Annotated in this window: 18 protein-coding genes; 9 read left to right on the top strand and 9 right to left on the bottom strand. The window is 72.3% G+C overall.

Annotation, left to right across the window (positions count from 1 at the left end):
• Window positions 1–42: 42 nt before the first annotated feature.
• Both BLU95_RS16775 and BLU95_RS16770 read right to left on the bottom strand, forming a co-directional pair.
• The gene (locus BLU95_RS16775) at window positions 43–699 is read right to left on the bottom strand and encodes a TetR family transcriptional regulator (protein WP_197698765.1); all 657 of its coding nucleotides are present in this window, start codon (window positions 697–699) and stop codon (window positions 43–45) included.
• An 8-nt stretch (window positions 700–707) separates the two neighbouring features.
• Entirely contained in the window at window positions 708–2,363 is a 1,656-nt protein-coding gene (locus BLU95_RS16770) for an MFS transporter (protein ID WP_231978601.1), read from the bottom strand.
• Between the two features lie 308 nt (window positions 2,364–2,671).
• Here BLU95_RS16770 and BLU95_RS16765 point away from each other — a divergent pair, with 308 nt between their 5' ends.
• The gene (locus BLU95_RS16765; protein WP_093860735.1) at window positions 2,672–3,211 is read left to right on the top strand and encodes a hypothetical protein; all 540 of its coding nucleotides are present in this window, start codon (window positions 2,672–2,674) and stop codon (window positions 3,209–3,211) included.
• On the opposite strand, the gene trhA is transcribed toward BLU95_RS16765, so the two are convergent.
• Entirely contained in the window at window positions 3,182–3,856 is a 675-nt protein-coding gene (gene trhA, locus BLU95_RS16760; protein ID WP_400753973.1) for a PAQR family membrane homeostasis protein TrhA, read from the bottom strand. The two genes, BLU95_RS16765 and trhA, sit on opposite strands and share 30 nt — an antisense overlap.
• A gap of 284 nt (window positions 3,857–4,140) precedes the next feature.
• On the opposite strand from trhA, the gene BLU95_RS16755 reads away from it, so the two are divergent.
• Window positions 4,141–5,967: a phosphoenolpyruvate carboxykinase (GTP) gene (locus BLU95_RS16755; protein ID WP_093860733.1), complete on the top strand. Its 1,827-nt coding sequence runs from the start codon at window positions 4,141–4,143 to the stop codon at window positions 5,965–5,967.
• Window positions 5,968–6,148: 181 nt separating this feature from the next.
• On the opposite strand, the gene BLU95_RS16750 is transcribed toward BLU95_RS16755, so the two are convergent.
• Together BLU95_RS16750 and BLU95_RS16745 are read right to left on the bottom strand one after the other, a co-directional pair.
• A complete protein-coding gene (locus BLU95_RS16750; RefSeq protein ID WP_093860732.1) occupies window positions 6,149–7,363 on the bottom strand; it encodes a pyridoxal phosphate-dependent aminotransferase in 1,215 nt (404 codons plus the stop codon).
• A 111-nt stretch (window positions 7,364–7,474) separates the two neighbouring features.
• Window positions 7,475–8,257, bottom strand: coding sequence for a hypothetical protein (locus BLU95_RS16745; RefSeq protein WP_159424908.1), 783 nt, complete (start codon window positions 8,255–8,257; stop codon window positions 7,475–7,477).
• A gap of 151 nt (window positions 8,258–8,408) precedes the next feature.
• On the opposite strand from BLU95_RS16745, the gene BLU95_RS16740 reads away from it, so the two are divergent.
• Window positions 8,409–9,128 carry a prepilin peptidase gene (locus tag BLU95_RS16740; protein ID WP_093860730.1) on the top strand — a complete coding sequence of 240 codons (720 nt, stop codon included), beginning with the start codon at window positions 8,409–8,411 and terminating at the stop codon, window positions 9,126–9,128.
• 131 nt (window positions 9,129–9,259) lie between these two features.
• On the opposite strand, the gene BLU95_RS16735 is transcribed toward BLU95_RS16740, so the two are convergent.
• Window positions 9,260–10,873, bottom strand: coding sequence for a chitinase (locus tag BLU95_RS16735; RefSeq protein ID WP_093860729.1), 1,614 nt, complete (start codon window positions 10,871–10,873; stop codon window positions 9,260–9,262).
• A 418-nt stretch (window positions 10,874–11,291) separates the two neighbouring features.
• Here BLU95_RS16735 and BLU95_RS16730 point away from each other — a divergent pair, with 418 nt between their 5' ends.
• The 4 genes from BLU95_RS16730 to BLU95_RS16715 all read left to right on the top strand — a co-directional run bounded on the left by BLU95_RS16730 (window position 11,292) and on the right by BLU95_RS16715 (window position 16,886).
• Window positions 11,292–12,086, top strand: coding sequence for an isoprenyl transferase (locus BLU95_RS16730; protein ID WP_078880489.1), 795 nt, complete (start codon window positions 11,292–11,294; stop codon window positions 12,084–12,086).
• A gap of 296 nt (window positions 12,087–12,382) precedes the next feature.
• Window positions 12,383–13,717 (top strand): RNA 5'-3' helicase PhoH2, encoded by a 1,335-nt coding sequence (gene phoH2, locus BLU95_RS16725; RefSeq protein WP_093860728.1) that lies wholly within the window; start codon window positions 12,383–12,385, stop codon window positions 13,715–13,717.
• Window positions 13,718–14,182: 465 nt separating this feature from the next.
• Window positions 14,183–14,953: an aggregation-promoting factor C-terminal-like domain-containing protein gene (locus tag BLU95_RS16720; RefSeq protein ID WP_093860727.1), complete on the top strand. Its 771-nt coding sequence runs from the start codon at window positions 14,183–14,185 to the stop codon at window positions 14,951–14,953.
• 475 nt (window positions 14,954–15,428) lie between these two features.
• Window positions 15,429–16,886 (top strand): AI-2E family transporter, encoded by a 1,458-nt coding sequence (locus tag BLU95_RS16715; RefSeq protein ID WP_093860726.1) that lies wholly within the window; start codon window positions 15,429–15,431, stop codon window positions 16,884–16,886.
• 75 nt (window positions 16,887–16,961) lie between these two features.
• Here BLU95_RS16715 and BLU95_RS16710 read toward each other — a convergent pair whose 3' ends face one another.
• Together BLU95_RS16710 and BLU95_RS16705 are read right to left on the bottom strand one after the other, a co-directional pair.
• The gene (locus BLU95_RS16710; RefSeq protein ID WP_093860725.1) at window positions 16,962–17,504 is read right to left on the bottom strand and encodes an alkyl hydroperoxide reductase; all 543 of its coding nucleotides are present in this window, start codon (window positions 17,502–17,504) and stop codon (window positions 16,962–16,964) included.
• 3 nt (window positions 17,505–17,507) lie between these two features.
• Window positions 17,508–18,059 (bottom strand): peroxiredoxin, encoded by a 552-nt coding sequence (locus BLU95_RS16705; RefSeq protein WP_030397082.1) that lies wholly within the window; start codon window positions 18,057–18,059, stop codon window positions 17,508–17,510.
• 192 nt (window positions 18,060–18,251) lie between these two features.
• Between BLU95_RS16705 and BLU95_RS16700 the strand changes: the two genes are divergently transcribed.
• Window positions 18,252–19,205 (top strand): LysR substrate-binding domain-containing protein, encoded by a 954-nt coding sequence (locus BLU95_RS16700; RefSeq protein WP_093860724.1) that lies wholly within the window; start codon window positions 18,252–18,254, stop codon window positions 19,203–19,205.
• Window positions 19,206–19,284: 79 nt separating this feature from the next.
• Here BLU95_RS16700 and BLU95_RS16695 read toward each other — a convergent pair whose 3' ends face one another.
• Complete coding sequence (locus tag BLU95_RS16695) at window positions 19,285–19,908, bottom strand: TetR/AcrR family transcriptional regulator (RefSeq protein WP_093860723.1); 624 nt, start codon at window positions 19,906–19,908, stop codon at window positions 19,285–19,287.
• 160 nt (window positions 19,909–20,068) lie between these two features.
• Between BLU95_RS16695 and BLU95_RS16690 the strand changes: the two genes are divergently transcribed.
• Window positions 20,069–22,267: an MMPL family transporter gene (locus BLU95_RS16690; RefSeq protein ID WP_093860722.1), complete on the top strand. Its 2,199-nt coding sequence runs from the start codon at window positions 20,069–20,071 to the stop codon at window positions 22,265–22,267.
• Window positions 22,268–22,299: the final 32 nt, after the last annotated feature.

The raw sequence follows: 22,299 nt of genomic DNA, 5'->3' as shown, positions 1-22,299 counted from the left end.
CGGTGGCGGGGCATCGAGCCCGGCCACCGGTCCTGCCGTGCGTCACGCCTCGGTGAACCCGTGCTCCAGGACCGCGAAGGCGTGGTCGACGAGCTCGGCGATGTCCGCGGTGCCGCCGCCCTCGGCCCACTGCAGCACGGTCTCCGTGGTGGCGGCGCCGATCGCGGCGGCGGTGATCCGCATCGCGAAGGTGGGCTCCCGCAGTCCGGCCCGCCGGGTCAGCGCGGTGAGGTAGAGCCGCTGCGGTTCGTTGCCGGTGTCGATCATCCGGGCGCGCAGCGCGGGGACGTCCTTGGTCAGCCGCATCCGGACGAGCAGTTCCTCGCGCTCGTGCTCCAGCAGCTGCCGCAGCAGCCCGATCAGGGCCTCCCGGCAGGACCGCAGGAACGGTTCGTCGGCGGGGCGGGCGAGCAGGGCGTCGATCATCGCCGGGTCGTACTCGTCGGTGAGGACGAGGTCCTCCTTGGTGGCGAAGTACCGGAAGAAGGTGGACGGGGAGACCTCGGCGGCGGCCGCGATCTGGTCGACCGTGGTGTTCTCGTAGCCCTGTTCGGCGATCAGCCGGTACGCCTCGCGCCGGATGGTCTGGCGGGTCTTCAGCTTCTTCCGCTCGCGCAGCGACAGCGGCGCCTCCAGCATCGCCTGGATCGGATTGTCCGGTCCGGCCGGAGGTGCCGTTGCCGACTGCGGTGCGCTCATGTCTTCGATTATCCGCGATCGGTCGCGGGTGCGACGGCCTCGCCCGGCCCGCCGGGTTCCCGGGCGGGCCCGGCCGGTCCGGCGGCCCCGGAATCCTCGGCGGCGGCCCCGGCCTGTCCGACGGCGGCCCCGGTCGGCTCGGTGGCGGCCCCGGTCGGTTCGGCGGCCGGCATCCGCAGCGCCACCAGGACGGCCGACAGCGCCGCGATCACCCCCGAGACCAGCAGCACGACCGTCATCCCGTGCACATAGGCGCCGTGCGCCGAGGCGGCCAGGGCGGAGTCGCCGGTCGAGGCGGCGACCGTGTCGGCGGCGACCACCGAGCGCCCGGCCAGCTCGGCGAGGTGGTCCCCGAGCCCGCCGGTGTCCAGTGCCCCCCGGTAGGAGTCCGCCAGCAGGCTGCCGAAGACGGCCACCCCGATCGCGCCGCCGACCTGCCGGAAGGTCTGCAGCAGCCCGGAGCCGACGCCGGCCCGGGCGGGCGGCAGTGTGAGCAGGGCGGTGGCCTGCGCGGTGATCAGGGAGAGGCCCATGCCGACCCCGAGCAGGGTGAGCCAGACCGCGGCGAGGCCGTAGCCGTCCGCGACCTCGGTGCGGCTGCCGAGGAGCAGCGCGCCGGCCAGCAGGGCCAGCCCGAGGACGATCACCGACCGGGGGCCGGTCCTGGCGACGAGCCGGTCGCTGAGCCGGGCGGCCACCATCAGGCCGAGCATCATCGGCATCAGCCGCAGGCCGGTACCGAAGGCGTCGGCGCCCAGCACGCTCTGGAAGTACAGCGGGAGGACGAAGAAGGCGCCGAACAGCACCAGCGACACCAGCGTCGCGGCCACCGTCGACCAGCGGAAGCCGCCGTCGGCGAGCAGGGTCAGATCGAGCATCGGGTCCCGCTGCCGCCGGCTGCGCAGCACCAGCGCGGTGAGGGCGACCAGCGCCCCGCCGACCGTGCCCAGCACCAGCGGGTCGCTCCAGCCGCGTTCGGGGCTCTCGATGATGCCGTAGGTGAGCGAGGCCAGGCCGCCCGCGCCGAGCAGGGTGGCGGGCAGGTCGATCCGGGGCGCGGCCGGATTGCGGGTCTCCGGCAGCAGCAGGGTGCAGGCGGTGATGCCGATGACGACCAGCGGCAGGTTGATCGCGAAGATCGCGCCCCACCAGAAGTGCTGGAGCAGGAAGCCGCCGATCAGCGGGCCGAGCGGGGTGCCGACGGCCAGCGCGGCGGCCAGGATCGCGGTGGCCCGGCGCTGCTCGGCGGGCGGGAAGAGGCCGGGGATCACCGCCATGGACATCGGCATGACGAGCGCGCCGGCCAGGCCCATCGCGGCCCGGGCGGCGATCAGCGTGCCCGGGCTGTCGGCCAGCATGCCGACGGCGGAGGCGAGGCCGAACAGGGCGAGGCCCAGGGTGAGGGTGAAGCGGCGGCCGAAGCGGTCGCCGACCAGCCCGGCCGGGAGCATCACGGCGGCGAAGACCACGGTGTAGGAGTCGACGATCCACTGCTGCTGCCCGGTGGTGGCCCGGAGCTGCGAGGCGAGCGTGGGCAGGGCCACGTTCAGGACCGTCATGTCGAAGCTGATCACCAGGACGCTGAGCGCGACCGCGACGAGGGCGAGCCAGCGCCGTGGGTCCGGCCCGGGCGGGGCGGCCTGGTCGGTGGGCGGGGTGGACACGGGAACCTCCGGGGCCTGCGAAGAGGAGTCACTGTCAAATGAAAGTAACTCTCAAAAGATGGCTGCCGTCAATGCCCGACCGACCTTCCGAGTCGACTACTCTCCGTGATGTGTCCTGGAAGTGCGCGTTCCGCACGGGGAATTGACGCAACGTTGATCTGTCGTTCGCCGCCTTTGGGCGGTTACGGGTGACTGTCGGTAGATACCATGTGGCCGTCGGTCAGTGCGGGCCGGTGCGTGCCGAGAGCGGAGAAGGGGTGGGGCGGCACGGGCCGACCACGAGCCCGGCGCAGGAAGGGGAAGCCGAAATGGCCGATCGGGAGTCGGGCGCCCAGATCTGGGGCGCCGCAGTGGTGGTTGCCTCGGCGCTGGCCGTGGTCGCGGCCTATCTGATCAACGGCGCCGCGCTGGTGCTGCTGGTCGCCGGGGTCGAGGTGCTGCTGTTGATGGTCTACGTGGGCCGCCGCTGGCGGCTGCTCCGCCAGCTGCCCGAGCCGGACCGAAGGGCGGCGCCCAAGGGTCATCGGACGGCGGGCGGCACGGTGGACGCCGCGCACTGCGAGCGCTGCCGCCGGGCCCGCGAGGCGATCGACGCGCGGCAGGCGGGGCGCCAGTCGCGGACCCCTTACGCGCACGACCGTCACGACCACCACGACCGGTCGCGCGAGCGCCGTCGCGAGGGCTCGTACGAGCGCGGGCCGCGCGAACGCGGGTCCCACGACCGGGCGCCGCACGAGCGCCCGGTGCGGGAGTGGACGGCGGAACGGGCGGCCGTCCGGTCGCACGACCGGTCGACCGCCCGTCACGGGGCGCCGGGATCAGCCGGCCGCGCTGTAGGCCACCAGTGAGACGCCGACGTACTGGGTGATGAAGGCCCCGAGGGTGAAGGCGTGGAACACCTCGTGGAAGCCGAACCAGCGCGGTGACGGGTCGGGCCGCTTGAGTCCGTACACCACGCCGCCGATGCTGTAGAGCACCCCGCCGACGATCATCAGCACGATCACCGCGACCCCGCCCGTGTGCAGGAAGTCCGGCAGGAAGAACACGGCGGCCCAGCCCAGCGCGATGTACACCGGCGTGTACAGCCAGCGCGGCGCGCCGACCCAGAAGACCCGGAACGCGATCCCCGCCAGCGCACCGCCCCAGACCGCCCAGAGCAGCACCTGCCGGGCGGCGCCGTCCAGCAGCAGGATGGTGAACGGCGTGTAGGTGCCGGCGATGATCAGGAAGATGTTCGCGTGGTCGAGCCGGCGCAGGACCGCGTCGCCGCGCGGGCCCCAGGTGAACCGGTGGTAGACCGCGCTGACCCCGAAGAGCAGCCAGGCGCTGGCCGAGTAGATCGCGCACGCGACTCTCGCGGGCCCGGGTTCGGCCAGGCAGATCAGCACGATCCCGGCGGCCACGGTGGCGGGGAACATCCCGGCGTGCAGCCAGCCGCGCCACTTCGGCTTGAGCGGCGCGCGCTCCGCGCCCTGCAGGAGCTCAGCAGTCATGAGCCGCATGCTACCCGCTACCTACGGATCCGTAGGTTACCCAGTCGTAGGAAGTGGCGCTCATCACGACTTGGACGTTTTGGAGTATTGGCGCAGGGGTCGGCGGGGGGTCGAAGGCTCCCGGGAGGCCGTGCTACTGGCTGGTAATCATCCTTACTGTAGTAAAAGATGCGTCAATTTTGCCTTCTCGCCGCGTTCCGGCCCAAGGCGCGGAGCTACGCTGCAAGCACCCTCAACCCCCGCTACGCCGTCTCCCCGCCGGGATGGCGTGAAACGGAGCGATCGTGTCGAACGAGAACTCGGCTGCTCTCAGCGCCGCGCCGACCCGCCACCAGCGTCTGCTGGCGTGGGTGCGCGAGATTGCGGAGATCACCCAGCCGGACCGCGTCGAATGGTGCGACGGTTCCGAGGAGGAGTACCAGCGCCTCGCGGACCTGCTCGTCGCCCAGGGCACTTTCAAGAAGCTCAACGAGGACAAGCGACCCAACTCCTACTACGCCGCGTCCGACCCCACGGACGTGGCGCGGGTCGAGGACCGCACCTTCATCTGCTCCGAGCAGGAGAAGGACGCCGGCCCGACCAACCACTGGAAGGCCCCCGCCGAGATGCGGGAGATCTTCAGCGGCGAGCAGGGCCTCTTCCGCGGTGCCATGAAGGGCCGCACCATGTACGTCGTCCCGTTCTCGATGGGCCCGGTCGGCTCCCCGCTGGCCGCGTACGGCGTCGAGATCACCGACTCCGCCTACGTCGCGGTGTCGATGCGCGTGATGACCCGCATGGGCCGCGCGGTGCTGGACCAGCTCGGCGAGGACGGCGACTTCGTCAAGGCCGTGCACACCGTCGGTGCCCCGCTGGCCGAGGGCCAGGCGGACGTGCCGTGGCCGTGCAGCAGCACCAAGTACATCTCGCACTTCCCGGAGAGCCGCGAGATCTGGTCCTTCGGTTCCGGCTACGGCGGCAACGCCCTGCTGGGCAAGAAGTGCTACGCGCTGCGCATCGCCTCGACCATGGCCCGTGACGAGGGCTGGCTGGCCGAGCACATGCTCATCCTGAAGCTCACCCCGCCGTCGGGCGAGGTCAAGTACGCGGCCGCCGCCTTCCCGTCGGCCTGCGGCAAGACCAACCTCGCGATGCTCCAGCCCACCATCCCGGGCTGGAAGGTCGAGACGATCGGCGACGACATCGCCTGGATGCGCTTCGGCGCCGACGGCCGCCTGTACGCCATCAACCCCGAGGCCGGCTTCTTCGGCGTCGCGCCGGGCACCGGTGTCGACACCAACGCCAACGCGATCGACACCCTCTGGGGCAACACCGTCTTCACCAACGTCGCGCTCACCGACGACGGTGACGTGTGGTGGGAGGGCCTCACCGACGAGAAGCCGGCCCACCTGATCGACTGGCGGGGCGACGACTGGACGCCGGAGTCCGGCACCCCGGCGGCCCACCCGAACGCCCGCTTCGCCGTCCCGGCCGCGCAGTGCCCGACCATCGCCCCCGAGTGGGAGGACCCGGCGGGTGTGCCGATCTCGGCGATCCTGTTCGGCGGCCGCCGGGCCACCGCCGTCCCGCTGGTGACCGAGTCCCGCGACTGGCAGCACGGAGTCTTCCTGGGCGCCAACATCGCCTCCGAGAAGACCGCCGCCGCCGAGGGCACCGTCGGTGAGCTGCGTCGCGACCCGTTCGCGATGCTCCCGTTCTGCGGTTACAACATGGGCGACTACTTCGCCCACTGGCTGAAGATCGGCGCCTCGGCCGACGCCGCCAAGCTGCCGAAGATCTACTACGTGAACTGGTTCCGCAAGAACGCCGACGGTCAGTTCGTCTGGCCGGGCTACGGCGAGAACAGCCGCGTGCTCAAGTGGATCGTCGAGCGCCTGGAGGGCAAGGGCGAGGGTGTCGAGACCCCGATCGGCGTGCTGCCGACCGTCGAGGGCTTCGACCTGGACGGCCTGGAGCTGTCGAAGGAGGACCTCGACCTGCTCTTCACCGTCGACGCCGACATCTGGCGTCAGGAGGCCGCGCTCGTCCCGGCCCACCTGGAGATGTTCGGTGAGCACACGCCCACCGAGCTGTGGGACGAGTACCGAGACCTGGTCGCCCGCCTCGGCTGAGCCTGAGCCTCAGCAGGAGCGGTAGAGAGGCCGGTGCGCCGCACGAAACGAGCGCACCGGTCAGCGACAGGACGGCCGGAGACCCGACGGACGATCTTTCCCCGACCAAGGAGATCGCCCGACCGGGGCTCCGGCCGTAGCGCTTTTTCCGGATGTTCCGACCAGCCCGCTCCCGGGCGCGCTACGGCTGGGTGTAGCCGCTCAGGAAGGCGCCGATCCGGGTCACCGCGTCGGTGATCTCCTCCGCGCGCGGCAGGGTGACCAGCCGGAAGTGGTCCGGTTCGGGCCAGTTGAAGCCGGAGCCCTGGACCAGCAGGATCCGCTCGGCCCGCAGCAGGTCGAGCACCATCCGGGCATCGTCCTTGATCTTGAAGACCTTCGGGTCCAGCCGGGGGAAGGCGTAGAGCGCGCCCCTCGGCTTCACACAGCTGACTCCGGGGATCTCGTTGAGCAGCCGGTACGCGGCGTCCCGGGACTCCAGCAGTCGTCCGCCGGGCAGCACCAGGTCCTTGATCGACTGCCGCCCGCCGAGCGCCGCGGCCACCGCGTGCTGGGCCGGCATGTTGGCGCACAGCCGCATCGAGGCCAGCACGGTCAGGCCCTCGACGTAACTGCGGGCCCGGGTGCGGTCCCCGGACAGCACCATCCAGCCCGAGCGGAAGCCCGCCACCCGGTAGGACTTGGACATGCCGTTGAAGGTGACGCAGAACAGGTCGGGGGCCAGGGTGGCCAGCGGGACGTGCTCGGCGTCGTCGTAGAGGATCTTGTCGTAGATCTCGTCCGCGTAGACCACCAGCTGGTGCCGGCGGGCGATCTCCACCAGCCCCTCCAGCACCTCGCGCGGGTAGACCGCGCCGGTGGGGTTGTTCGGGTTGATCACCACCATCGCCCTGGTGCGGTCGGTGATCCTGGCCTCGACGTCGGCGAGGTCCGGGTACCAGTCGGACTGCTCGTCGCAGCGGTAGTGGACGGCGGTGCCGCCGGCCAGCGAGACGGAGGCCGTCCACAGCGGGTAGTCCGGAGCGGGGACGAGCACCTCGTCGCCGTCGTCCAGCAGCGCGGTCATCGCCAGCTGGATCAGCTCGGAGACGCCGTTGCCGAGGAAGACGTCCTCGACCGTCAGGCCGTGCAGCCCGCGCTCCTCGTAGTTCATCACCACGGCACGGCGGGCGGAGAGCAGACCCTTGGAGTCGCCGTACCCGTGCGCGGAGGAGAGGTTGCGCAGAATGTCCTGGAGGATCTCCGGCGGCGCGTCGAAGCCGAACAACGCCGGATTGCCGGTGTTGAGCTTCAGGATGCGGTGGCCCTGTTCCTCCAGCCGCATGGCCTCTTCGAGCACCGGACCGCGGATGTCGTAGCAGACATTGGCGAGCTTGCTGGACTGGATGACCTGCATGCCTGCCTACTTTAGGGGCACGAACGGGCGGCCCGGCGCATGTCGTGGGACACCCGCCGGACCGCCCGGACGTTACTGTTCCGCTACCCCTTCGATCGGGAGGCGGAGGCCTCAGCCGGCCTTCCAGATCAGCGGCTGGGTGTCCAGAACGCTACCGAAGACGAGGAACTGCGGCGGGGTGCCGTCCGGAACGAGATAGACGGCACACTGCTGCTGGGTCTCGCCGTCGGCCAGGGTGCCCGGCTTCTTGCCGGAGTCGCACTGCGGGATCGACCGCAGGACGGTGGGGGCGGACAGGATGCCGGTGCCCTTGGGCTCGGTCTGCACCTTGAACCGCATCATGAAGTACTCGTCCTGCAGCGGGGCACCGGTCCGGTTGGTGAAGTTGACCGTCACGTAGTACGGCGTCTTCCCCGCGGTGTCGGCCGGCTTCCAGTTGTACGGCGCGATCTCGGCCGCGGTGCCCTTGACCACCGAGACCGGGGTGACGTCGGCCTTGGTCTTGCCGAGGTAGCTGCCGGTGGCGGTGGGCGCGAGCGGGTTGTCGAAGGTGATCTTGCTGCCGCCGCCGCTCGCCCCGCCGATCGGGTTGCCGCTGGTCGCGGCCGAGGGCAGGCCGCCCGCGGTCGGGCTGCCGCCGCCGGCCGCGCCGCCCGCCGCACCGGCCGCGGGGGCCGAGGTCGGGGCGGCGGCGGTCGGGGCCGCGGTGATCCCGCCCGTCGGGGCGCTCGTCGGGGCGCCCGCCGGGGCGTTCGCCGCAGCCGAGGTGGGCGCGGCGCCGGTCGGGGCGGCGGTGACGGCCGGGTCGTCGTTCTCCGGACCGCAGGCGGTCAGCGCGAGTGCGAGCGCGGCCACCGGAGCGGCCGCGCGCAGAGTGTTCCGAAGCTTCGTCAAGGTGTCTCTCCCCCGTGGATGATGTGGTCGGTGCGGCGCCGGGGATCCGGGGATCGGCGGCGCCGTCATTGTCGGACGCGGACGGTGTCCGGTCGGTTCCGGAGCGGAACCCGCCGGATCGTACCGCCACCGGAGGAGGAGGGGGCAAGCCGTGATCGCGATCGTGCTGGGGGCGGTCCTGGCGGGGCTGCTGGTGGCACCGGCCCTGCGCGGGCTGGTGGTGCGCTACGCCGTGCCCGAGGAGCAGCCGTGGTGCCTGGCCTGTCCGGCCTGCGGGCGCGCCCTGCGCGGCCTGCCGCCGACCGGCGGCTGTCCGGGCTGCCGGACCGGCCTCGGCCCGGGCCCGTGGCGGGTGGAGGCGGTCACCGCCGCCGCGGCCGCCGCCGCGCTCACCGCCGCCCGCCCGGCGGACGCGGTGCTGCTGCTCTGGCTGGCCGGCCCCGGTGTGGTGCTCGGCTTCACCGACGCCCGGGTGCACCGGCTGCCCTACCCGCTCACCTGGACGCTGGCGGCGGGCCTGGCGCTGCTGCTGACGGTGCTGGAAGTGGTGGACGGCAGTCCGGGGACGCTGCTGCGCTGCCTGCTGGTGGCGCTCTCGGCCGGGGTGCTGTTCGAAGTCCCGGTCCAGCTGGGGCGGATGGGCCCGGGGGACACCGTGCTGGCGCTCGGCCTGGGGGCGCTGCTCGGCCGGTACGGCTGGTCCGCCGCGCTGTCCGGCCTGGTCGCCTTCGTGCTGCTGGCCGGGCTCTGGTCGGTCGGCGTCCTGCTGGTCGCCCTGGTGCGGCGCCGGCCGGTGCGCGGCCGGGAGGTGCCGCTGGGTCCGTTCATGCTGCTCGGCACCCTGGTGGCGGTGCTCGGGCACTCCGGCTGAGGCGCGGCGGCCCGTCCGCCGCCGCGGGGAACGCGGACGGGCCCGCCGTACCGGTCCGGTACGGCGGGCCCGTCGTCGGCGCGCCGGCCCCACCCTCAAGGGGAGGCGCGCCGTGGGGGTGCGGTCCTCGGTTACGGCATCTGGTGGACGAACGGGCCGACCGTGTTGGAGAACGAGTTCCCGTTGACGGAGTCCCAGTTGGTGGACCAGGTCATCGCGCCGCGGATGGTGGGCCACTTGGCCGGCGGGACGAAGCTGCCGCAGTTCTTGCCGGTGGCCAGGCAGTCCAGCGCGTTGTTGACGACGCTCGGCGCGACGTAGCCGCCGCCCGCCGCCTTGGTGGAGGCCGGGACGCCGATGCCGACCTGGTCGGGCCGCAGGCCGCCCTGGATCTGGGTGCAGATCTGCGAGGTGATGAAGTCGATGGTGCCCTGGGTGTAGACCTTGCCGTCGCAGCCGTTCATGCCGCCCGAGTTGTAGAACTGGGTGTTGACGACGGTCAGGATGTCCTTGGTGTTCAGCGCCAGCTGGAAGTAGGCGCCCGCGGTGGAGTACATCCCGATGGTCTCGGGGGCCATCGTCAGGACGAAGCCGGAGCCGACCTTGGACTGGAGGCTGTGCAGGGCGTTGCCCATGTGGGTCGCGTTGACCCCGTTCTCCAGGTCGATGTCGATGCCGTCGAAGCCGTAGTCCTTGATGACGGCGTAGGCGCTGTCGGTGAAGGCCTGGGCGGCGGCCGCGTCGTTGACCGAGATCGCGCCGTTCTGGCCGCCGATGGAGAGGATGACCTTCTTGCCGGCCGCCTGCTTGGCCTTCACATCGGCGCGGAACTGGGCGTCGGAGTAGCCGCCGAGACCGGCCGAGAGCTCGGCGTCCAGCTTGAAGGTGATGGCGCCGGGGCGGTTGGCGACGGCGTCGGCGAAGGACACCGCGATGATGTCGTACGCGCTCTGGACGTCGCTCAGCTTCTGGAGGTTGTTGCCCTTGTTGTCGAAGTTGTGCCAGTAGCCGGTGACGACGTGCTTGGGCAGGCCGGTGGTGGGGTTGCCGGTGCTGGTGGCCGTGGGGGTCGGCGTCGCGGTCTGGGTCGGCGTGGCGGTCGCCGTGGGGGTGGCGGTCGCGGTCGGCGTCGTGGTCGCCGTGGGGGTGGCGGTCGCCGTGGGCGTCGGCGTGGGGGTGACCGTCGGGGTGGCGGTCGGGCTCGGGGTGCCTCCCGGGCCGCTCAGCACCACGTCGTCGGCGAGGTAGGCGCTCTGGCCGTACCAGCCGTGCAGGTAGACGGTGACGCTGCGGGCGTTCGCGCCCGTGGTGAAGGTGGAGGAGAGCTGGTTCCAGCTGCTCTGGTTGGACCAGCTGCTCGGGTCGGTGCCACCGGTGCCGCGCGCACCGAGGTAGACGTACGGGCCCTGGACCCAGGCGCTCAGGGTGTAGCTGGTGTTGGGCAGCACGCTGATGGTCTGCGTGCACTCGGCGGTGTCCGCCGAGCCCGGGGCGGCCTGCAGCGCGCCCGAGCCGGAGTGGACCGGAGTGGTGACCGCGCTCGCGGAGCCGGTACAGGTCCAGCCGCCCAGCGAGCCGTCGAAGCCGCCGTTGGCGACGAGGTTCCCGGCGGCCGCGTTGGCGCCCCCGGCGAAGAGGGCGAGGCCGGTGCCGGCCAGGGCCAGGGCGGTGGCGCCGGCCGCGAGGGCCGGGACGGGGCCGCGGCGGCGCTTGTGCGACGCGGGCCGGTTCAGCGTACGGGCCATGGAGGTGCGCTCCTGTGGGGGAGGAGCGGCCGCCGCGGTGGGGGGCGCGGCGGCCGCGTGTGGGGGAGGGGAGGTCCGCAGTACTGCCTCGAGAGGGGCGGTTCCGGTACGCCGTTCCGCCCTGGCACAAAAGCTGGACTAGACCATTGGGGGTCGTCAAGCATTGAACCGTCGGCTTACGGATTCCTTAAGGAAGCAGAGACCGTTCCGTATCCGGCCGCCGGGCGTTCCCCCGGCCGCCCCCGGGGCGCCGCGCGGGTGTCTTCCGGCCACCCGGGCCCGGCCCGCGGCGACAGAGTCCGCACAGGACCGTGACCCTCCCGCGACCTGCGGCTTTCCCTGCCGCCACAGCGCGGGAGTAGGCTGCGCCGGGGGTTCTGAAGCACCCGCTGAAGTGAGCACGGAGGGGCCGAAAACCATGGGTCTGCGCGATGTCGTCGAACGCACGCCGGGTCTGCGCGTCCTGCTGGACGGGATGTACGGCCTCTACGGTCGCCGGGTCGAGGTGCACCTCGCCCGCACCCCGCACCACATCGGAGTGATCCTCGACGGCAACCGCCGCTGGGCCAAGGCGACCGGCGGCTCCACCGCGTACGGCCACCAGCGCGGCGCCGACAAGATCAGCGAATTCCTCGGCTGGTGCGACGAGACCCACGTCAAGGTCGTCACGCTGTGGATGCTCTCCACCGACAACCTCTCGCGCCCGGCCGACGAACTGGTCCCGCTGCTCGGCATCATCGAGGACGCCGTCACCGGTCTGGCCGCCGCCCGCCGCTGGCGGGTCCACCCGGTCGGCGCGCTGGACCTGCTGCCGCAGCACACCGCCGACGTCCTGAAGCGCGCCGCCGACGAGACCGCGGGCATCGAGGGCATCACGGTCAACGTGGCGGTCGGTTACGGGGGGCGGCACGAGATCGCCGACGCCGTCCGCTCGCTGCTCCAGGAGCACGCCGGCCGGGGCACCTCGATCGAGGAGCTGGCCGAGGTCCTGGACGTCGAGCACATCGCCGAGCACCTGTACACCAAGGGGCAGCCCGACCCGGACCTGGTCATCCGCACCTCGGGCGAGCAGCGGCTGTCCGGCTTCCTGCTCTGGCAGAGCGCGCACAGCGAGTTCTACTTCTGCGAGGCGTACTGGCCGGCCTTCCGCAAGGTGGACTTCCTGCGGGCGCTGCGCGCCTTCGAGCAGCGCAACCGGCGGCTGGGGCTCTGACGGGAGCGGCGTCCGCCGGGGTGCGGTCGGCCGCGCCCGCCGGGGCGGCGGGGCGCCGTCCGCCGGGGACCCGGGAGCGCTGCCCGCCGGGCGTCGGGATTGACCGCCGTAAGAGCTGGCCTACCCGGTGGCAGGGCGAGGCCAAACGTTCATCCGCAATGATCCGTCAGTTCTCCGGGGGCGCGAATGCACCGCCCCCCGCCTGGGAATACTCCGATCAGACCGGCTCCGAGGCCACCGGGGCAGCGGGGCCGGCTTGCCGCGGATGACGCAGGGTCATCCGCCCTGGAGGCCTAGTGGTCAGTTCCAAGAGCCGCCGGACACCAGACCGGCGCACGTACGTTCTCGACACCAGTGTGCTGCTGGCGGACCCGCTGGCGATGACCCGTTTCGAGGAGCACGAGGTCGTCCTCCCCGTGGTCGTGGTCACCGAGCTCGAGGCCAAGCGGCACCACCCGGAGCTGGGCTATTTCGCCCGCCAGGCGCTGCGGCTGCTCGACGACTTCCGGATCCGGTTCGGGCGTCTGGACGAGCCGATCCCGGTCGGCGAGCTCGGCGGCTCCATCCGGGTCGAGCTCAACCACTCGGACACCTCGATACTGCCGGTCGGCTACCGGGCCGGCGGCGGCGAGGCCGACACCCGGATCCTGGCGGTGGCACGCAACCTGCAGGCCGAGGGCTACGACGTCACCGTCGTGTCCAAGGACCTCCCGCTGCGCATCAAGGCGTCCTCGGTGGGCCTGCTCGCCGAGGAGTACCGCGCCGAACTCGCGATCACCTCCGGCTGGACCGGCATGGCCGAGCTCCACGCCGCCGCCGACGATGTGGACGCGCTGTTCGCGGCCGGCCACGACGCCGGCGTCGACGTCCCCGGCGCCGACGAGCTGCCCGTGCACACCGGGCTCGTGCTCACCTCCGAGCGCGGCAAGGCCCTCGGCCGGGTCACCGGCGACGGCCGGGTCCGCCTGGTGCGCGGCGAGCGCGAGGCCTTCGGCCTGCGCGGGCGCAGCGCCGAGCAGCGGGTCGCGCTGGACCTGTTGCTGGACCCGGAGGTCGGGATCGTTTCGCTGGGCGGCCGGGCCGGTACCGGCAAGTCGGCGCTGGCGCTGTGCGCGGGGCTGGAGGCGGTCCTGGAGCGCCAGCAGCACCGCAAGGTGATGGTGTTCCGGCCGCTGTACGCGGTCGGCGGGCAGGAGCTCGGCTATCTGCCGGGTTCCGAGTCGGAGAAGATGAGCCCCTGGGCGCAGGCGGTCTTCGACACCCTGTCGGCCGTCACCACGCCGGACGTGATCGAGGAGGTCATCTCCCGGGGGATGCTGGAGGTCCTGCCGCTGACCCACATCCGGGGGCGTTCCCTGCACGACGCCTTCGTGATCGTGGACGAGGCGCAGTCGCTGGAGCGCAACGTCCTGCTGACGGTGCTGTCCCGGATCGGCCAGGGCTCGCGGGTGGTCCTCACCCACGACGTCGCCCAGCGCGACAACCTCCGTGTCGGCCGCTACGACGGCGTGGTGGCCGTGGTCGAGAAGCTCAAGGGCCACCCGCTGTTCGCCCACATCACCCTCACCCGCTCCGAGCGCTCGCCGATCGCGGCGCTGGTGACCGAGATGCTGGAGGACGTTCAGCCCTGATCCGGACTTTCCGGACTTACCGGAATCCAATGGGCAGTTAGGGACAAAACAGTCAATTCCCGGTATAGGGCCCGCTCTTGAGGGAGCGGGCCCTTGTCCCTTTCATCACATCGCGTGCTTTCTGTCCGGTGAACGCCAGTACGGTGAATGTGACATCCGCCACGCAACAGGGAATTGCGTCGACAGTGCCCGGTGCGGCATGGTGAGGGTTCTGTCAGGCCCCGCGTACGGCATGGCAGGGCTTCCGGGAGACCGGGAGTCCGGCCCGGACGGTCCACCAACTCCGGTCAGTGGACGCACAATTGAAGACCTGAGCCGTACGCCGCCCGATCACAACGCCCGGTCGCCTCACCTCGACCGGACGCCGGGTCAGTACCTCCCGTGACCAGCACCGTACGGAGGGCAGCGCCAAGGGGCATGTTGCGCCTGTACGGTCACGCGTGGGCGATGCTGGAAGGAATCCATGTGACTCGGATCTCGGTCCGGGGAGTCGCCGTCGCCTCCGCCACCGCCGTCACCGCTGTCGGTGCCGTGGTCGGTATGGGCGCGGGCAGCGAGGCGAAGACGACGCAGACGGTCGACGTCGCCGGCGCGACGCTGCTTGCCGAAGTCCCCTCCGGCGCCCAGGCGCAGACCATCAGCGACAACATCGGCTCGCAGGCGTCCGCCCAGCAGGCCGCCGCCGACGCCGCGGCCAAGGCCGCCGCCGAGCAGAAGGCCGCCGAGGAGGCAGCGCGCCAGCAGGCCGCCGCCGAGGCGCAGGCCAAGGCCGACGCCGCCGCCAAGGAGGCCGCCGACGCTGCCGCCAAGGCCGAGGCGGAGAAGGCCGCGAAGGCCGCCGAGGAGAAGCGGAAGGCCGACGAGGCCGCCGCCAACCGCTCCAAGGCGCGTTCGGCGATGGCCGCCACCGACAGTGCCCCGTCGACTCCGCCGGTCTCGGTCAGCCCCGGTTCGGTGCAGGAGCTGGCCCAGCAGATCATCGGCAGCGACTCGCAGTTCCAGTGCTTCAGCCAGATCGTGAAGCGCGAGAGCGGCTGGAACTACACCGCCACCAACAAGAGCTCCGGCGCGTACGGCCTGGTCCAGGCGCTGCCCGGCTCCAAGATGGCTTCGGCCGGTGCCGACTGGCGCACCAACCCGGCCACCCAGATCCAGTGGGGTCTCGGCTACATGAACAGCCGCTACGGCAGCCCCTGTGGCGCCTGGTCGTTCTGGCAGTCGCACCACTGGTACTAGGAACGCCCGCCGCGGCCTCCCCGATCACGATCGGGGAGGCCGCGGCGTTCCGCTTTTCCGGGACCCGTGGGTCTGCCGGCCCGGTTGCTCCGGTTGCCCGGTCGGGCCGGGGAGCGGGCCGCGCCGCCCGGGTGGCGCTGACCATGGCGCCACGGGCGGTGCGGTCCTGGTGCGGACGCGGGGACGGGGAGGGGTCCTGGTGACTCTCCGCCCGGCCGGTCCGCCGACAGTCGGCTCCTGGTTCCCGCCCGACTCCTCCCCGCTGTCCCGTGCCTGAAACCACCGGGGACATGATGGTTTGCCCCGGAATCGTCCCCCGTCCGAGCGGCTCCCGCCGCAAGAACCCGGGCGGATCGCGCTCGCCGGGCGGACTCACCGCACCGCGGCCGGGTAGCGTCTATCCCTGACGGCCGTGGCGGGACCCACGGCGTGCCGCCGCACCGGGCGGCTCCGGCGGGGAGAAGTGGTAGCGAGCATGGCGCGGGGCGGAAAGGCCTTCAAGGCCGTGGCCAAGGGCATGGCCGTGGTGGCGAGCGCGGCCGCCGTCATCGAACGGCGCCGACGGGCCGCGATGGCGGCCGACTTCCACGAGACCCTCCACCCGGTGGATCCGGTGGCGGCTCCGGCCGTCCGTCCGCTGCCCGGTCCGCGGGAGGCCGCTGTGCCCGCGGCGGCGGCGGCCGTCGTACCGGCCGGGCCGTCCGGTACGCCCGCCGCGGCCGTCCCGGTGGCAGCACCGCCCGCCGCCGCCGCGGCCCCCGCGCCTGCCCCCGCCGCCCCGCTGCCCCCGCACGGCCACTTCGGCCGGCCCGCCACCCCCGCCGAGGCGGTGCCCTGGGGCCTGCGGGTCGCCGCCGAGTCCACCTGGCGGCTGCTGCTGCTCGGCGCCGCGCTCTACGTCGTCTTCTACATCGTCGACATGCTGCGACTGGTCGCCTTCGCGGTGCTCGCCTCGCTGCTGATCTCCGCGCTGCTGGAGCCCACCGTCTCCTGGCTGCGCCGGCACGGGGTCCCGCGCTCACTGGCCGCCGGCGGGGTGTTCATGAGCGGACTGGCCGGCATCGGCCTGGTCGGCTGGTTCGTGGTCTGGCAGGTGACCACCAATCTCGAGACCGTCACCAGCAAGGTCAAGGCCGGTGTCGACCAGTTGCGGGACTGGCTGATCACCGGGCCGCTGCACCTGACCGAGCAGCAGATCACCGACTTCGCCAACCAGATCACCAAGGCGATCAGCACCAACAGCGAGCAGATCACTTCGGCCAGCATCACCGGCGCGCAGATCGCGGTCGAGGTGCTGACCGCCGTGCTGCTGGCGTTCTTCACCACCTTCTTCCTGCTCTACGACGGCGAGCGGATCTGGAACTGGGCGCTGCGCGGCCTGCCCAGGCACTCCCGCTACGCGATGGCCGGCGCCGGCCCCAAGGCCTGGGCCACGCTCACCGCCTACGTCCGCGGCACCGTCTGCGTCGCGTTCATCGACGCGGTCTGCATCGGCGTCGGGATCCAGCTGCTCGGTGTGCCGATGGCGCTGCCGCTCGCCGTGATCATCTTCCTCGGCGCCTTCGTCCCGCTGGTCGGTGCGCTGGTCACCGGCACCGTCGCGGTCCTGATCGCGCTCGTCACCACGACACCGTGGACGGCGCTGATGGTGCTGGTGGTCCTGATCGCCGTCCAGCAGATCGAGGGCCACGTCCTCCAGCCGCTGATCCTCGGCCGGGCCGTCCGGGTCCACCCGCTCGGCGTCGTCCTCGGGGTGGCGGCGGGATCGATCATCGGCGGCATCGGCGGCGCCATCGTCGCCGTCCCCCTGATCGCGGTCACCAACACCGTGGTCACCCACCTCCGCCGCCGCAACGAGGCCGGCCAGGCGGTCTTCACCGCCATCGAAGCCGCCCGCGAAGCCGCCACCCGCCCCCATCCCCCCACCCCCTGACCGACCACGAAACGGGCCCCTCGCGCCGCGGACCGGAGTCCGCGGGCGAGGGGCCCGTTTCGTGGTGGTGCCGGGTCAGGCGTCGATGCCCGCCAGGGCGGCCTCGGAGTCGAGGACGCCGGCGACGGCCTGGAGCACGGCGGCGATCTTCATCGAGGCCTGGACGACCTCGCGGTCGACGCCGGCCTTGCGGAGGACGGCCTCGTGCGAGTCGAGGCACTGGCCGCAGCCGTTGATCGCGGAGACCGCGAAGCACCAGAGCTCGAAGTCGACCTTCTCGACGCCGGGAGTGCCGATGATGTTCATCCGCAGACCGGCCCGCATGCTGCTGTACTCCTTGTCGGAGAGCAGGTGCAGCGTCCGGTAGTAGACGTTGTTCATCCCCATGACCGCGGCCGCGCCCTTGGCGGCGTTGTACGCCTCCGGGGAGAGGTTGGCCTTGGCCTCGGGCTCCAGCTCGCGCAGCACGGCGGGGCTGCGGGTGGCCATCGCGCAGGAGAGCACGGTGCCCCACAGCTGCTGGGCCGGGAGGTCGGAGTTGCCGATGACCGAGCCCAGGTTGAGCTTGAGGTCCTTGGCGTAGTCCGGGAGGGCGGACTTCAGGTCGTCGAGGGCCATGGGTCAGCCGGCCAGCAGGGCCTGGGCGTCGAGGGTGTCCTCGCCCTTGGTCCAGTTGCAGGGGCACAGCTCGTCGGTCTGCAGGGCGTCCAGCACCCGCAGGACCTCCTTGGGGTTACGGCCGACGGAGCCGGCGGTCACCATGACGAACTGGATCTCGTTGTTCGGGTCGACGATGAAGACGGCGCGCTGGGCGGTGCCGTCCGCGGCCTCGACGCCGCAGGCGCGCATCAGGTCGTGCTTGACGTCGGCCAGCATCGGGAACGGCAGGTCGCGGAGGTCCTTGTGGTCCTTGCGCCAGGCGTGGTGCACGAACTCGGAGTCGCCGGAGACGCCGAGGATCTGGGCGTCGCGGTCGGCGAACTCGTCGTTCAGCTTGCCGAACGCGGCGATCTCGGTCGGGCAGACGAAGGTGAAGTCCATCGGCCAGAAGAAGACGATCTTCCACTTGCCCTCGTAGGACTTGTGGTTGATCTCGGCGAAGGCGTTCGCGGCGTCCAGGTCGACGCAGGCGTTGAGTTCGAACTCGGGGAACTTGTCACCGATCGTGAGCACGTTCGCTTCTCCTGAAGTTGAGACGAGGGGAGTTTGTCCGTTTTGCGGAACGGTCTCCACCATTCCACATCGTGGACTGATCAGGGAAATAGCTACACTCGATGTGACTGATCGGAGAGAGTTATCAACAGTCCCACACCCCCCTCCCGCCCCGTCCGTCGCGGGGCCCCCACCCGTAAACCCGACGCCACTGTGGGGAACGCCACCTCGCGCGGCCCCCGCTCGCCGACGGTCGCCCAGCTCAGGGCCTTCGTCGCGGTGGCCGAGCACCGGCACTTCCGGGAGGCCGCGGCGGCCACCGGTACGAGCCAGCCGGCGCTCTCCGGGGCGGTCGCGGCGCTGGAGGAGTCACTGGGCGCGCAGCTCGTCGAGCGTACGACGCGCCGAGTCATGATCACTCCACTGGGTGAGCGCGTACTGGAGCACGCGCGCCGGGTGCTCGCCTCCGTGCAGGCGCTCACCGAAGAGGTGGACGCCGCCCGCCGGCCCTTCACCGGGCCGCTGCACCTGGGCGTCATCCCGACCGTCGCCCCGTACCTGCTGCCGACCGTGCTGCGACTGGTCCGCGACCGCTACCCGGAACTGGAACTGCACGTCCACGAGGAGCGGACGCCCTCGCTGCTGGAGGGCCTGGCCGCGGGGCGGCTGGACGTCCTGCTGCTCGCGCTGCCGGCCGGCGGCGCCTCGCCGACCCGGGACATCCCGCTGTTCGACGAGGACTTCGTCCTGGTCACCCCGCCCGAGCACGAGCTCGCCGGCCGGGTGGACGTGGCCCGGGACGTCCTGCTCGACCTGGACGTGCTGCTGCTGGAGGAGGGCCACTGCCTGCGGGACCAGGCCCTCGACATCTGCCGGGAGGTCGGCGTCGACCCCGGCGGCTCGACCACCAGGGCGGCCGGTCTGTCCACCCTGGTGCAGCTGGTGGCCGGCGGCCTCGGGGTGACCCTGCTGCCCGCCACTGCGCTGGACGTCGAGGCGGGGCGCGCCGACCGGCTGGCCGCCGTCCGCTTCGCCGCGCCCGCGCCGGGCCGCCGGATCGGGCTCGCCGCCCGGCCGGGCTCGGCCCGCAGCGGCGAGTACGACCGCTTCGCGGCCTCGTTGCGGGAGGTGCTGGCCGAACTGCCGGTCCGGATCGTCCAGTCCTGACGGAGCCGGGGTCGGGGCCGGGGTCGCGAGGGCGCGCCGCGATTCAGGGCCGCGGGGACGCTCAGGGCCGCGAGGATGCTCAGGACCGCGCGGGCGCGCCGAGGCAGAGGCCGACGGTGGTGGCGACGAGCAGGTCGAGCGCCCGGCGCGACTCCGCCTCGGGGTCCTCGCCGGCGGCCTTGAGGACGAGGTAGCGGTCGCTCAGGCCGTTGAAGCCGGCCAGGAAGTACACCGCGACCTCCCGGGCGGGCACCGGCAGCGCCAGCCCGTGCGCGGCGGCGAGCGCGGTGAGCAGCGCGGCGGCGGTGTCCTCGATCTCGTGCTGGAGCGCCCGCATGGTCTCCTGCAGGTCCGGGTCGCGCAGTGCCATCGCGGAGAACTCGGTGATCAGCGCGCACTTGCCGTCCTCGCCGACGGCGCTGTCCCAGAGGGCGTGGACCATCGTCCTGACCTGCTCGCCGAACGGGCCCTGCTCGGGTGCCGAGGCCCGGACCTGGCCGATGAACTCGGCGGTCAGCTGCTCGACCACGGCCCGGTAGAGGTCCTTCTTGGTGCCGAAGGTGTAGTGCACCGTCGCCTGTGCCACGCCCAGCTCCGCCGCGATCGCGCGGGTGCTGCCCGCGGCGATCCCCTCGCGGGCCATCAGGTCGATCGCGGCCTGGATCAGTTGGGGGCGCCGCTCGGCGGCCGGGACATGAGCCATTGGGCCAGGGTATCGCCATGTTCGGACAACCGGATCGAATGATCTCGTCGCATGTTCGCGTCGGTCGACTTTGTCATGCGACAAAGTTGCGCGTACGGTGAGCGGGACGACCGAGCACCGCACTCCCGCCTGCCCGCACGATCCGATCGAAGGTGCACGCATGGCCACGTACCTGTACCGCCTGGGCCGCCTCTGCTTCCGCCGGAGGCGAACCGTCCTCGCCGTCTGGCTCGCCCTGCTGATCGCGATCGGCGGCGGCGCCGCGGCCTTCGGCGGCAGCACCACCGAGGAGTTCAAGGTCCCCGGGACCGAGGCCCAGGCCACTCTGGACCGGATCAAGGACACCTTCCCGGCGCAGGGCCACGGCTCCGCCCAGGTGGTCTTCCGCAGCGACGCGGCCGGCGGCATCGCCGCCCCCGGGAACGCCCGGGCCGTGGGCGAGGCGGTCGCCCGGATCGCCGCCGTGCCAGGTGTCGCGGGCATCCCCGACCCGTACGCCACCGGCGCGATCTCCCCGGACGGCACGGTCGCGCTCGGCCTGGTCTCCTTCGACAGCAAGCTCGGCGACATCACCGACCAGCAGCGCGACGCCGTCAGGGCGGCGGCCGACCCGGCGCGCGCGGCGGGCGTCACGGTGGCCTTCGGCGGCGACGCCTACAACAAGATGGCTCAGGTCGACGGCGGCGAGGTGATCGGCCTGATCGTGGCCGGGCTGGTGCTGGTGGTCACCCTGGGGTCGCTGGTCGCGGCCGGGCTCCCGCTGGTCACCGCGCTGGTCGGGGTCGGGATCGCGATGGCCGGGGTGTTCACCGTGGCCGGCTCCTTCGAGGTCATCTCGACCGCGCCCGTGCTGGCGCTGATGGTCGGCCTGGCGGTCGGCATCGACTACGCCCTGTTCATCGTGTCCCGGCACCGGCGCCACCTCGCCGAGGGCCTGGAGCCGGAGGAGGCCGCCGCCCGCGCCAACGCGACCGCCGGCAGCGCGGTGGTGTTCGCCGGTCTCACCGTCGTCGCCGCGCTGGCCGGGCTGGCCGTCGCCGGGGTGCCGTTCCTGACCGTGATGGGCCTGGCCGCCTCGGCTGCCGTGGTGGTCGCGGTGCTGGTGGCGATCACGCTGCTGCCCGCCGTGCTCGGTTTCGCCGGCCGGGGCATCGACCGGCTGCCGGTCCGGCGGCGCCGGACCACCGGGCGCACGACGCTCGGCGAGCGCTGGGCGGGCTTCGTGGTGCGCCGTCCGCTCGCCGTACTGCTGGTGGGTCTCACCGCCCTGCTCGCGCTGGCCGTGCCCGCCGCGAGCCTCACCCTCGGCCTTCCGGGCGGCGGTTCGCAGGCCAAGGGCACCGACGCCCGAACCGCGTACGACCTCGTGGACCACAGCTTCGGCCCCGGCTTCAACGCGCCGCTGGTCGTGGTGGTCGACGCCGCCGGGGTGGCGCAGCCGGAGCAGGCGGTCCAGGACGTGGCCGGGCGGCTCGGCGCGCTGCCCGGTGTCCGGACACTGCTCCCGCCGCAGATGGACGGGCCGAGCCGCACCGCGCTCGTCCCGGTCATCCCGAACACCGGCCCGGACCACGCCGACACCCGGCAGCTGGTCACCGACATCCGCGACCAGCGCGACGCCCTCCGGGCGGAGACCGGCGCGCGGATCGACGTCACCGGCACCACGGCGGCCAACATCGACGTCTCCGCGAAGCTGAGCGACGCGCTGCCGCCGTTCGTCGCGGTGATCGTGGGCATCGCGCTGGTGCTGCTGGCGCTGGCCTTCCGTTCGATCCTGGTGCCGCTGAAGGCGGTGGCCGGCTTCCTGCTCTCCATCACGGCCTCGCTCGGCGCCGTCGTCGCGGTCTACCAGTGGGGCTGGCTGGACGGGCTGATCGACGTGCCGAAGGTCGGCCCGGTGGTCAGCTTCGTGCCGATCCTGCTGATCGGTGTGCTGTTCGGGCTCGCGATGGACTACGAGCTGTTCCTGGTCTCGGGGATGAAGGAGCACCACGTGCACGGCACGGAGCCGCGCGAGGCGGTGGTGGCCGGGGTGCGGAACGGCGCCAGGGTGGTCACGGCGGCCGCGCTGATCATGGTCGCGGTGTTCGGCTCGTTCGTCTTCGGCCACGACCCGATCGTGCAGCCGATCGGGTTCGCGCTCGCGGTGGGGGTGCTGGTGGACGCCTTCGTGGTCCGGATGGCCCTGGTGCCGGCCGCGATGACGCTGTTCGGGCGGGCCGCCTGGTGGTTCCCGAAGAGTCTGGACCGAGTGGTGCCGCGGGTGGACATGGAGGGCGAACAGCTGATGGCCCGGCTGGAGCCGGCGGCCGGCGCGGCCGCCGCCGACCCGGGGGCGAAGCAGCCCGAGCGGGTCTGAGCGTCCGACGGACCGGGGGCCGCCACGGCAGG

This window comes from Streptomyces sp. TLI_053, assembly GCF_900105395.1.
GTDB lineage: Bacteria > Actinomycetota > Actinomycetes > Streptomycetales > Streptomycetaceae > Kitasatospora.
The sequence above is the reverse complement of the archived record's forward strand: the minus strand, read 5'-3'. Positions and strand labels throughout refer to the sequence as shown.

What these genes read in the sequence shown, in the direction of transcription:
- BLU95_RS16775 (WP_197698765.1), bottom strand. Translation starts at nt 699, where the DNA reads ATGAGCGCACCGCAGTCGGCAACGGCACCTCCGGCCGGACCGGACAAT.
- BLU95_RS16765 (WP_093860735.1), top strand. Translation starts at nt 2,672, where the DNA reads ATGGCCGATCGGGAGTCGGGCGCCCAGATCTGGGGCGCCGCAGTGGTG.
- trhA (WP_400753973.1), bottom strand. Translation starts at nt 3,856, where the DNA reads ATGACTGCTGAGCTCCTGCAGGGCGCGGAGCGCGCGCCGCTCAAGCCG.
- BLU95_RS16750 (WP_093860732.1), bottom strand. Translation starts at nt 7,363, where the DNA reads ATGCAGGTCATCCAGTCCAGCAAGCTCGCCAATGTCTGCTACGACATC.
- BLU95_RS16735 (WP_093860729.1), bottom strand. Translation starts at nt 10,873, where the DNA reads ATGGCCCGTACGCTGAACCGGCCCGCGTCGCACAAGCGCCGCCGCGGC.
- BLU95_RS16730 (WP_078880489.1), top strand. Translation starts at nt 11,292, where the DNA reads ATGGGTCTGCGCGATGTCGTCGAACGCACGCCGGGTCTGCGCGTCCTG.
- BLU95_RS16715 (WP_093860726.1), top strand. Translation starts at nt 15,429, where the DNA reads ATGGCGCGGGGCGGAAAGGCCTTCAAGGCCGTGGCCAAGGGCATGGCC.
- BLU95_RS16710 (WP_093860725.1), bottom strand. Translation starts at nt 17,504, where the DNA reads ATGGCCCTCGACGACCTGAAGTCCGCCCTCCCGGACTACGCCAAGGAC.
- BLU95_RS16695 (WP_093860723.1), bottom strand. Translation starts at nt 19,908, where the DNA reads ATGGCTCATGTCCCGGCCGCCGAGCGGCGCCCCCAACTGATCCAGGCC.
- BLU95_RS16690 (WP_093860722.1), top strand. Translation starts at nt 20,069, where the DNA reads ATGGCCACGTACCTGTACCGCCTGGGCCGCCTCTGCTTCCGCCGGAGG.